General features: G+C 52.1%; 11 protein-coding genes. 7 read left to right on the top strand and 4 right to left on the bottom strand.

Annotation, left to right across the window (positions count from 1 at the left end):
• The coding region (locus tag IGR76_14735) for a calcium-binding protein (GenBank protein MBF2079732.1) at positions 1 to 873 on the top strand (873 nt) is incomplete at its 5' end.
• Here the strand turns inward: IGR76_14735 and IGR76_14730 are convergent.
• Positions 863 to 1,084, bottom strand: coding sequence for a hypothetical protein (locus IGR76_14730; GenBank protein MBF2079731.1), 222 nt, complete (start codon positions 1,082 to 1,084; stop codon positions 863 to 865). The two genes, IGR76_14735 and IGR76_14730, sit on opposite strands and share 11 nt — an antisense overlap.
• 237 nt (positions 1,085 to 1,321) lie before the next feature.
• Positions 1,322 to 1,660: a hypothetical protein gene (locus IGR76_14725; GenBank protein MBF2079730.1), complete on the bottom strand. Its 339-nt coding sequence runs from the start codon at positions 1,658 to 1,660 to the stop codon at positions 1,322 to 1,324.
• A 375-nt stretch (positions 1,661 to 2,035) separates the two neighbouring features.
• On the opposite strand from IGR76_14725, the gene IGR76_14720 reads away from it, so the two are divergent.
• The gene (locus tag IGR76_14720) at positions 2,036 to 3,199 is read left to right on the top strand and encodes an IscS subfamily cysteine desulfurase (GenBank protein MBF2079729.1); all 1,164 of its coding nucleotides are present in this window, start codon (positions 2,036 to 2,038) and stop codon (positions 3,197 to 3,199) included.
• Between the two features lie 75 nt (positions 3,200 to 3,274).
• On the opposite strand, the gene IGR76_14715 is transcribed toward IGR76_14720, so the two are convergent.
• Both IGR76_14715 and sufR read right to left on the bottom strand, forming a co-directional pair.
• The gene (locus IGR76_14715) at positions 3,275 to 3,658 is read right to left on the bottom strand and encodes a hypothetical protein (GenBank protein ID MBF2079728.1); all 384 of its coding nucleotides are present in this window, start codon (positions 3,656 to 3,658) and stop codon (positions 3,275 to 3,277) included.
• Positions 3,659 to 3,669: 11 nt separating this feature from the next.
• Complete coding sequence (gene sufR / locus IGR76_14710) at positions 3,670 to 4,332, bottom strand: iron-sulfur cluster biosynthesis transcriptional regulator SufR (protein MBF2079727.1); 663 nt, start codon at positions 4,330 to 4,332, stop codon at positions 3,670 to 3,672.
• A gap of 331 nt (positions 4,333 to 4,663) precedes the next feature.
• Here sufR and IGR76_14705 point away from each other — a divergent pair, with 331 nt between their 5' ends.
• The 5 genes from IGR76_14705 (at position 4,664) to sufS (ending at position 10,023) form a co-directional block, all read left to right on the top strand.
• Positions 4,664 to 5,026: a ferredoxin--nitrite reductase gene (locus IGR76_14705; protein ID MBF2079726.1), complete on the top strand. Its 363-nt coding sequence runs from the start codon at positions 4,664 to 4,666 to the stop codon at positions 5,024 to 5,026.
• Positions 5,027 to 5,094: 68 nt separating this feature from the next.
• The gene (gene sufB / locus IGR76_14700) at positions 5,095 to 6,531 is read left to right on the top strand and encodes a Fe-S cluster assembly protein SufB (GenBank protein ID MBF2079725.1); all 1,437 of its coding nucleotides are present in this window, start codon (positions 5,095 to 5,097) and stop codon (positions 6,529 to 6,531) included.
• 64 nt (positions 6,532 to 6,595) lie between these two features.
• Complete coding sequence (gene sufC, locus IGR76_14695) at positions 6,596 to 7,378, top strand: Fe-S cluster assembly ATPase SufC (protein MBF2079724.1); 783 nt, start codon at positions 6,596 to 6,598, stop codon at positions 7,376 to 7,378.
• Positions 7,379 to 8,737 (top strand): Fe-S cluster assembly protein SufD, encoded by a 1,359-nt coding sequence (sufD, locus tag IGR76_14690; GenBank protein ID MBF2079723.1) that lies wholly within the window; start codon positions 7,379 to 7,381, stop codon positions 8,735 to 8,737.
• Between the two features lie 23 nt (positions 8,738 to 8,760).
• Entirely contained in the window at positions 8,761 to 10,023 is a 1,263-nt protein-coding gene (gene sufS, locus IGR76_14685; GenBank protein ID MBF2079722.1) for a SufS family cysteine desulfurase, read from the top strand.
• Positions 10,024 to 10,406 lie beyond the last annotated feature (383 nt).

Raw genomic sequence — 10,406 nt, 5'->3', positions numbered from 1 at the left:
GACGGTGGCGGCAAGCATGGCTCCCAGCAGCGAGATCCAAGACCACGGCTGCTGGCGATCGCCCAATGCATTACCGCACTCCATCAGCTCTTTGGCACATCCCAGCGATTCATCCAAATCCATCAGCGTCAAGCCATTCCCGCCAACACCGACCCGGAATCGAGCATCGACATTGTGGTATGTACCACGGGGAAGCAGCATCTCCTCAACGACTTGCCAATTGCAACGACCCTATATACCCATTACTCCACCCAAGCCGAGCCGATGATGCTGGGGTTTGAGTGTCAAGCAGTGTTGCGCGATCGCCTTGCTGAGTACGATTATTACTGCTTTTTAGAGGATGATTTAATCCTCCACGATCCATGGTTGTTTACCAAGTTGGGCTGGTTCAATGCTCAGGTCGGTGACCTTAACCTGTTGCAGCCCAATCGTTACGAAGTTTCAATGACCCATTCGGTTCACCGATGCTACGTGGACGGAGAGATCCGTCCCCGTGCCACCGAAGCCTTTCAAAATGTGCAAGAACAGCCTATTTTGACGGCAACTATTCTGGGGAAAACGGTGCGATTTGGGCGATCGCTCAATCCCCACTCTGGCTGCTATTTCCTCAATGCTCGCCAAATGGATCATTGGGTGAGACAACCCCATTTCCTAGATCGGGATACCCGGTTCATTGGCCCCTTGGAAAGTGCGGCGACGCTGGGCATTATGAAGACGTTCCGCATTTACAAACCCGCTCCCGAACACGCGAATTTTTTGGAAATTCAGCATTTTGGTACAGGTTTTCTGGGATTGATTGGTTCTCAAGTGAGTCTCGTTGGTGCAGAGGGGCGATCGCCCGATCCGTCCCCTCCACCGAATCCTAATCCCTGACAAACTGAGCCGAGGTCAACTGCATCTCACCAAAGTCTGGCACCCAAGCCAACCATTTATCTTCAGCTATTTCGCAGAGAAGTACTGCCTCCGAATGACTATAGGGAGAGGGCGTTGCTTTTAACTTGACCCAAATTGTTTCAACCGATGAGGGAAACCCTAAGGGTGCAGAATCTAACGAGCCTACAACCGATGGATGTTTAATAGGCATAACCAGTAAGTCCTCTAAATCCTCTGACGGTAAATTTCTGCCGGGATCGGGTGGCTATTCCCCATGCACAAAACCAATCCACCACGCCAAGACAACGAATGGGGAAGGCTCAACCTATCCCCTTTGTCGTGAAATAACCTGTTACTGGGGTTTGCCCCTATAGGTCTTAGCGCAAGATTGCCGTAGAAATTCTGTAACCTATGATACAAATTTTTGGGAGGAAGATGAGAAATTGTTTCATATGTTCATAATGGAGTAGATGCATAGCGATAAATACTTATCCATCTGCCTCCCCAAGCCTTTCGATTGTCTATTTTGGCTTTGTTGCATGAAACAAAGCCTGCCTAACTTATAAAGGACTTGGGCTTCAGTTTCAAATAAGCGCTTGGCAGTGATCGCACTCATTTCATCCAGGAGCTTGGGTTTTAGATGCTTAACCACGCATTGGGGGTTGTAGGGCAAATGCTTATCCTCTGCGAGGTAGGTTTGACCAAATCCCCCTCCTCCCAGATGTTCAACGATGCGATACCGCCCACCGAGTTCGCGCCCAATATTCGGGTCAGGTTCCAATACCATAGACTCCAGAGACTGTGTGCCCTCTCACTCAAGATTTTGACATAGATTTTCTGCACAGCAGTAACCTAATCGAGCACTCGTTCAAACGCTAAGGATAGCAGGATTCCTAGGGAGAACTCTATGCCCCAAGTGGGTGAGAATAGGGAACTCCAGGAAAGGATTTTGCCATCCGGCTCAAAAGATATGCTCAAATGACGACATATTTGGCGATCGCACCATTACCTCCATAACCTGTTGAAAGCAAATCTTTTAGGTTCGTTAAGACTACAGGTTCGTTGACATTTCGAAGCCTACCATTCCAGAAACTCGTCTTATGATGAACCTAGTTCTCGCAATTCACTTCACTGCGAGGTTTCACGAAGAGGATCACATTTAATGCCACGACCCATCTATATCGATTGTCATGCTACGACCCCAGTTGATGAACGAGTTCTGGAGGTGATGCTGCCCTACTTCACCGAAAAGTTTGGGAATGCCGCTAGCATTACCCATGCCTACGGATGGGAGGCCGAAGCTGCCGTCAAGCAAGCACGGGAGGCGATCGCCCAGGCCATTAACGCCACCCCTGAAGAGATCGTGTTTACCAGTGGTGCAACGGAATCCAACAATCTCGCGATTAAAGGCGTTGCCGAAGCCTATTTCTCAAAGGGGAAGCACATCATTACCGTCCAAACCGAGCACAATGCGGTGCTTGATCCCTGCCGCTATTTAGAAACCCTGGGATTTGAGGTGACCTATTTACCCGTTCAGGCTGACGGCTTGATCGATCTGGCGCAATTAGAGGCTGCCTTTCGTCCCGATACGATTCTGGTTTCGGTGATGACGGCCAATAACGAAATTGGTGTGGTGCAGCCGATCCCGGAAATTGGTCAACGGTGTCGCGATCGCCAAGTGTTATTCCACACCGACGCTGCCCAAGCGCTTGGCAAAATTCCGCTTGATGTCGAGGCGCAAAACGTGGATTTAATGTCCCTCACCGCCCACAAAATCTATGGCCCGAAGGGAATCGGCGCACTCTACGTCCGGCGACGCGATCCCCGCGTGCAGCTTGCTCCCCAAATGCACGGGGGAGGCCATGAGCGGGGGATGCGGTCGGGAACGCTCTACGTCCCTCAAATCGTTGGATTTGCCAAGGCGATCGCGTTAGGACTAGAAGAACGAGAGGTCGAGAATGCCCGATTAACGAAATTGCGCGATCGCCTGTGGTATCAGCTCTTAACCATCGGCGGCGTTCACATGAATGGGCATCCGACTCAACGCCTCCCTGGAAATCTGAATGTCTGCTTTGAGGGGGTAGATGGACAAGCTTTGCTCTTAGGCGTACGGGCGATCGCCGCTGTTTCATCGGGATCCGCCTGCTCGTCGGCGGAGTCGCGCCCGTCCCACGTGCTGACGGCCTTGGGGCGATCGCAAGCCTTGGCCTACGCATCCCTCCGGTTCGGCATTGGACGGTTCAATACGCAGGAGGACATCGATCAGGTGGCCGAAACCGTGATTGCGACGGTGAAATCGCTGCAATCGGTTCATGCGGTGCGGTGATTTGCGGGATGGATAGGAGCAGGTTTTGATTATTCACTCCTGATCTGAAATCGGTTCCGTCGGCTAAACCTGCCCCTACAGGAGGCGTTTGGCCTCTTGTTCAAACCAGGCGATGACCTGGGACGTATCCAAATCTGCGATCGCCACGCCATAGGATTCCGCCATCTGGGTCAATGGCTTCAGCGATGACAGCACCAGTTGGGTAAAAAACTGAAGGAACCCAGCATCTATATCTACCCCTTGAGTGAGGGTGGTGTCCTGCTGCACCCAAGCCTGGATTTGCGCTGGCGTGATGGCGGGAATCTCTTGCTGCGTTTCAGCGGCAATTTGTTTGAGCGATCGCAATGAATACAGCGCGACACGGGCAGAAAAGCGATCGCGTGCCGTCAGGAGGGCTTGATCCACTTGGGCACTCTCTTCAGGGGTTAAAAACTCGACCTGCGGTTGAAAATGAGTCATGAATCTGTCAATTATGCTTCTCGAACCAGATAGCCGCACCGATGTTCCCCGTTGACGAGCCAGTGCGTCCGCTCTACCTTACATCCATCCAGCGCCAAAGAAAACATTTCCAATTCATGACCACACACGCTCGGAAACGATTCGGCAATGTGAGAAATCGCGCAGTTGTACTCGGTGATGATGTATTGGGGCGACGCTCCAGCCGCACTCACATCTTGCAGACTATCCACCGAATGCCACTCGGCCATATAGCCTTCAGCCTTTCGTAACGCAACTAGATTCGCAACCCGCTCTTGCAGGGAACCATTGCCGACTCGCCGACGATATTCCAGGGCTTTGCGCTCCCATTGCTTCCGTAAGATTGTGCCAACCTGCTCCCGACCCACAGTTTCCGCCAGGGTATCGAGCAAATCCAGGGCAAATTCGTCATACTGATCGGGGTAGCGATCGCGCCCCTTGTCGCTAAGGGTATACAAATGCTGAGGTCGCCCCATCCCTGTTTGCACCTGCCGATGTTCAATCAGCCCCTCTGCTTCTAGATCATTTAAGTGTCGGCGCGTGGCTTGGGGACTAATCTGTAAGGAATTCGCCAAGTCCTGAGCGTTGGCCTGCCCCTGCCGCATGAGGTAGTCCAAAATGTCTTGCTTTGTGGAAGGGTGCTGTATGGATGCCATCGTCTTCTCAGGAAAAGAGTTTAACAATACTTAAAGAAGAGCAGAGCGCTTGGGAAATCGTCTAAAATTCGACTTTGACAACAGAGATGTTGCTAAAGTAGCCTATAATGATATAAACAACAATCATGTTGTTTTAATTATACGAGAGGATGGCACCGTCCCGCCTTTCGATTGGCAAGTCCTCATCAATTGGCTTATCCAATTCGCTGTATTTAGCTTTCTTTGCATGCAGTTGCAACAAACGGAGCCAATCTTTGAGAAGCTGATATAGGCGACCCCATGGGCGATCGCCATCACGCATAACTTTTGTACCGTTTACGTTGCCGATTCCATGAATACATCAACTCAACCGACTCAAGCCTCTGAAAAAAGTCTCGAAGCAATGCGGAATTTTGCCGAGACTTATGCCAAACGCACCGGAACCTACTTCTGTGCCGACCTTGGCGTAACGGCGGTGGTCATTGAGGGACTTGCCAAACATAAGGACGATTTGGGCGCACCGCTCTGTCCTTGCCGTCACTATGAAGACAAGCAGGCCGAAGCTGCCGCTGCCTTTTGGAACTGTCCCTGCGTCCCCATGCGAGAGCGGAAGGAATGCCACTGCATGCTATTCCTCACCCCTGATAATGACTTTGCTGGAGATAAGCAAGAAATCTCGGTCGAAGAAATCCGCGCTACCATCAATCAGTACTAGTCTGGACGCGCCTTGATTTTGTCCGTCTAACACCGTTTGCGATCGCGCACTGAGAGAGAACACCACCCATGGCACCATCTGCAAAAACCCTAGTCAACCAACCGTACAAGTACGGCTTTGTTACCGAGATTGAGTCCGACGTGATCCCACGGGGACTGAATGAAGACGTGATTCGGCTGATTTCGACAAAGAAAAATGAGCCGGAGTTTATGCTGGAATTTCGTCTAAAAGCCTACCGTCAATGGTTGAAAATGACGGAACCCGATTGGGCTGCCGTGGGGTATCCCCCCATCAACTACCAAGACATCGTTTACTACTCTGCTCCTAAAGTAAAAGAGAAGCTTGGTAGCTTAGACGAAGTGGATCCGACCCTGTTGGAAACCTTTGAGAAGCTGGGCATTCCCCTCTCCGAGCAAAAGCGGTTGAGCAACGTCGCTGTGGATGCGATCTTCGATAGTGTTTCAGTGGCAACCACCTTCAAAGAGAAGTTGGCAGAAGAGGGAGTGATTTTCTGCTCTATCTCTGAAGCCCTGCGGGAGTATCCAGACCTCGTTGAAAAATACTTGGGTAGCGTGGTTCCCATTGGCGACAACTACTTCGCCGCGCTGAATTCTGCCGTATTTAGCGACGGTTCCTTTGTCTACATTCCCAAAAACACCAAGTGCCCGATGGACTTGTCCACCTACTTCCGCATCAACAACGGTGAGTCGGGACAGTTCGAACGCACGTTAATCGTGGCAGAAGAAGGGAGTTCCGTCACCTACTTGGAAGGTTGCACTGCGCCCATGTTCGACACCAACCAACTCCATGCAGCGGTGGTAGAACTGGTCGCGCTGGACAATGCCGAAATCAACTACTCCACCGTCCAAAACTGGTTTGCTGGGGACGAGAACGGCAAAGGCGGTATCTATAACTTCGTGACCAAGCGGGGACTCTGCCAGGGCGTGAACTCCAAGATCTCCTGGACGCAGGTGGAAACCGGATCGGCGATCACCTGGAAATACCCAAGCTGTGTGCTGGTGGGCGATAACTCCGTGGGCGAGTTCTATTCCGTTGCCCTAACTAATAACTACCAGCAGGCCGATACCGGAACCAAGATGGTTCACGTGGGCAAAAACACCCGCAGCACCATCATTTCTAAGGGAATTTCGGCGGGTAAATCCAAGAACAGCTATCGCGGCTTGGTCAAAATCAGTCCCAAGGCCGAAGGCGCGCGCAACTACTCCCAGTGCGACTCGATGCTGATTGGCGACACGGCTCAAGCCAACACGTTCCCCTATATCCAGGTGCAAAATAGCTCTGGGCAGGTGGAGCACGAAGCGTCTACCTCCAAAATTGGGGAAGATCAGCTTTTCTATTTTGCTCAGCGGGGCATTTCCGCAGAGGACGCCATATCTATGATGATCAGCGGCTTCTGCAAAGACGTATTTAATAAGTTGCCGATGGAGTTTGCCGTAGAGGCCGATCGCCTATTGGCGCTGAAGTTGGAAGGCAGCGTCGGTTAACCCTAGGTTTAGCGATCTAGCCCATACCTTGAGATTCGAGAACGCAGTACAGAGGACTTGAGACGTGATTCGTGAGAACAGCGACGTAATTTTATCGGTGCAGGATTTAACCGCCGACGTAGACGGAACCCAGATTCTGAAGGGGTTAAACCTGGAGATCAAAGCCGGAGAAATCCATGCCATTATGGGGCCAAACGGTTCCGGTAAAAGCACCTTTTCAAAGGTTCTGTCCGGTCATCCTGATTACACAGTCACGGGTGGCAGTGTCACCTATAAAGGCCAGGATTTGTTGGAGATGGAGCCAGAAGATCGGGCGCGATCGGGCGTGTTCCTAGCATTCCAGTATCCCCTCGAAATTCCGGGCGTTAGCAACCTCGACTTTTTGCGGGTCGCCTACAACTCCAAGCAGAAGTATCTGGGCGAAGACGAACTGGATGCCTTTGATTTTGACGAACTGGTGCGCGAGAAGCTGGATGTGGTCAAGATGGATCCTGCGTTCCTCAGCCGCAGCGTCAACGAGGGCTTTTCCGGTGGTGAGAAGAAGCGCAACGAGATCCTGCAAATGGCGCTCCTTGATCCTACCCTGGCAATTCTGGACGAAACGGATTCCGGTTTGGATGTGGATGCTCTGCGGATTGTTGCCAATGGTGTGAACCAACTCTCTACGCCGGATAACGCGATGTTAGTGATTACCCATTATCAGCGCTTATTGAACTACATCATTCCCGACTACGTTCACATCATGGCCAACGGTCGCATTCTCCGCACCGGTGACAAAGAACTGGCGCTGGAAGTGGAAGACCGGGGATACGATTGGGTGCTGGACGAAGCGGCAGCGGGGGTGTAAATGAGTATTCAAGTTTCTCCAACTCCCGCAGAGATTGGTTCTGGACAGGTGCAGAATCGTACTGCATACCTGCGGCAACTGCTGAGCCAACGACTCGACGTACCAGAGTCGTTACTAGCATCGGATCATGGCCGCCTCATTCAAGACCTTCGACAGCAGGCCGTCGCCCAGGTTCAGGAACTAGCGATTCCCTCCGGTCGCGACGAAGAGTGGCGGTTTACCAATCTCTCTCCTCTATTAGAGATTGATTTTCAGGCTCCCTCCCCAGAGGCGATCGCCCCTCTCGACGTTGACACCTGGGATATCCCAGAAGCGGCAACCAGTCGGTTAGTCTTCGTGAATGGAGGGTATGTTGAGTCGCTCTCCTCGCGTTCTGGGATTCCGGCTACGCTATGGACCGGCCATCTCGCTGCGGCTCTCCAGGATGGGGCGATCGCGCCGAAGCTACAGCAATACCTGGCGAAACAGCCTAATGCAAACGAAGTGTTTACCGCCCTCAACACTGCGGGGTTAAGCGACGCTGCGGTGATCGTGGTACCTCGCAATGTCACAGTCGATGTTCCCATTCATCTTCTCTTCGTTTCGACTGGCGAATCTCCCACCTTTGTTCAGCCCCGTGTCCTGATCGTGGCAGAGGCCAACAGTAGATTAACGGTCGTAGAGGATTATCGCTCGACCCCGAATGCCGTCTGTCTCACCAATGCGGTTACGGAAATTTGGCTAGAGGAAAACGCGCAGGTCACCCATACCCGTTTACAGGAAGAGGGGACGCATGCCTTCCATATTGGGAAAACGGTCGTGACTCAGGCGCGGAGTTCTCGCTATATGACGCAGGCGATTAGCGTGGGAGCCTCGCTCTCTCGGCATAACCTCGACGTTTTCCATACGGGTGAACAGGTAGAAACGGTTCTAAACGGCTTAACAGCGATCGCCCAGTCCCAGATTGCCGATACCCATAGTGCCATCATCTACGCCAAACCTTACTGTACAAGCCGTCAGCTTCACAAATGCATTGTGGGCGATCGCGCTCACGCCATTTTCAACGGCAAGGTGTATGTCCCCCAGTCCGCCCAGTTGACCGATGCCGGACAGTTAAACCGGACATTGCTGCTCTCCCCTAAGGCACGGGTAGACACCAAACCCCAACTGGAAATTGTGGCGGATAATGTGAAGTGTACCCACGGTGCCGCCGTCGGCCAACTTCAAACTGATGAAGTGTTCTACCTCCGCAGCCGAGGCATCAACGAAGATGACGCTCGCCGTTTGCTGGTTTATGCCTTTGCCTACGAAATTTTAGACACCATTCCGCTCGATTCGCTAAAGCAGCGTCTTTCGCAGTCGATCCTCGCTCAGACCTAACGCTTGATTACCCCTCCCGAACCATGACCCTAACTCAGGAACGCACCCTAGCCACCCTCACCCGCCCCCATTTTCCGATTCTCCATCAAGAGATTCATGGGAAACTGTTGGTGTACTTTGACAACGCTGCCACCTCCCAGAAACCGCTTGCGGTTTTGGATGCGCTGAATCATTACTACACCCACGATAACTCCAACGTGCATCGGGGGGTGCATACCCTGAGTGCCCGGGCGACCGACGCCTACGAAGGCGCGCGGAACAAGGTCGCGGCCTTTGTAAATGCGGCTCATCGGGAAGAAATTGTCTATACCCGCAATGCGACCGAGGCAATTAACTTGGTGGCCTATGCCTGGGGTATGACCACGCTGCAACCGGGGGATGAAATTATCCTGACGGTGATGGAGCATCACAGCAACCTGATTCCCTGGCAGTTGGTAGCTCAACGTACGGGGGCGGTGCTGAAGTTTGTCGAGTTGACTGAAACAGAGGAGTTTGATTTGGAGCAGTTTAAGACGCTGCTATCCAAAAAAACGAGGCTAGTTTCCGTGGTCCATGTCTCCAACACCCTGGGATGCATCAATCCTGTGGAGGAGATCGTCGAGCTTGCCCACCAATACGGCGCTAAAGTGCTAATTGATGCTTGTCAAAGTGTGCCCCACATGCCCATTGATGTGCAGGCGATCGGTTGTGATTGGCTAGTGGCATCGGGTCATAAAATGTGTGCCCCAACAGGGATTGGCTTTCTTTACGGTAAGCGTGATGTTTTGCGCTCGATGTCTCCGTTCTTAGGGGGTGGAGAAATGATTGCCGATGTTTATCTGGATCACTCCACCTATGCCGATGTGCCCCACAAATTTGAGGCGGGAACTCCGGCCATTGCCGAGGCGATCGCCCTCGGTGCAGCGGTAGACTACCTGACTGAGATTGGCATGGATAAAATTCACGCCTACGAACAGGAATTAACTCTCTATCTGTTCGAGCGGCTAGACGAATTGCCTGAAGTTCGGGTGTACGGGCCAAAACCCAACGCGACCGCTAGCAATCGTGCCTCTCTCGCCTCGTTTACGACCGGGGCAGTCCATCCTCACGATCTATCTACCATTTTGGATCAAGCGGGTATTGCGATTCGAGCAGGTCATCACTGCACCCAGCCGTTACATCGTCAGGTCGGTGCCCAATCGACCGCACGCGCCAGTCTCTATTTCTACAATACTCGTGAAGAAGTAGATGTCTTTATCGCAGCGCTAAAAGAAGCGATCGAGTTCTTTGGCAGTATCTTTGGCTAGCCTCTGGATGATTGACCTTCGCAATAGGTAAGCAGGCAGTAATCAAAAAACTGAGCGGGTTTGGTGATACCAAGCTCGCTATTTTATAGAGATATTTTCTAGCATAGCTGTTGCCAGCTAGCTTAGGACATGGACATTCGCCGCCCCACCAAAATGTCCTAACCAATATGGCTAGCGCTATAGTATTCCCTGTTGACATCAAGGCTGGGCGTTGTTGCATGAAAGAGGGGTTGCGGGCGGGAGAGGCATGGTAAATTTCAGTTATCACACATAAAACCTGCCATGAAACCTCAATACCGCATCCGCAACTGGTCAGAGTATAACGCTGGAATGAACTACCCCGCCGCAAGCGGACGGGGTATCAGAATCAAAAAAGAGCAAGT

The sequence above is a fragment of the Synechococcales cyanobacterium T60_A2020_003 genome (assembly GCA_015272205.1).
GTDB lineage: Bacteria > Cyanobacteriota > Cyanobacteriia > RECH01 > RECH01 > JACYMB01.
The sequence above is the reverse complement of the archived record's forward strand: the minus strand, read 5'-3'. Positions and strand labels throughout refer to the sequence as shown.

What these genes read in the sequence shown, in the direction of transcription:
- IGR76_14730 (MBF2079731.1), bottom strand. Translation starts at nt 1,084, where the DNA reads ATGCCTATTAAACATCCATCGGTTGTAGGCTCGTTAGATTCTGCACCC.
- IGR76_14725 (MBF2079730.1), bottom strand. Translation starts at nt 1,660, where the DNA reads ATGGTATTGGAACCTGACCCGAATATTGGGCGCGAACTCGGTGGGCGG.
- IGR76_14720 (MBF2079729.1), top strand. Translation starts at nt 2,036, where the DNA reads ATGCCACGACCCATCTATATCGATTGTCATGCTACGACCCCAGTTGAT.
- IGR76_14715 (MBF2079728.1), bottom strand. Translation starts at nt 3,658, where the DNA reads ATGACTCATTTTCAACCGCAGGTCGAGTTTTTAACCCCTGAAGAGAGT.
- sufR (MBF2079727.1), bottom strand. Translation starts at nt 4,332, where the DNA reads ATGGCATCCATACAGCACCCTTCCACAAAGCAAGACATTTTGGACTAC.
- IGR76_14705 (MBF2079726.1), top strand. Translation starts at nt 4,664, where the DNA reads ATGAATACATCAACTCAACCGACTCAAGCCTCTGAAAAAAGTCTCGAA.
- sufB (MBF2079725.1), top strand. Translation starts at nt 5,095, where the DNA reads ATGGCACCATCTGCAAAAACCCTAGTCAACCAACCGTACAAGTACGGC.
- sufD (MBF2079723.1), top strand. Translation starts at nt 7,379, where the DNA reads ATGAGTATTCAAGTTTCTCCAACTCCCGCAGAGATTGGTTCTGGACAG.
- sufS (MBF2079722.1), top strand. Translation starts at nt 8,761, where the DNA reads ATGACCCTAACTCAGGAACGCACCCTAGCCACCCTCACCCGCCCCCAT.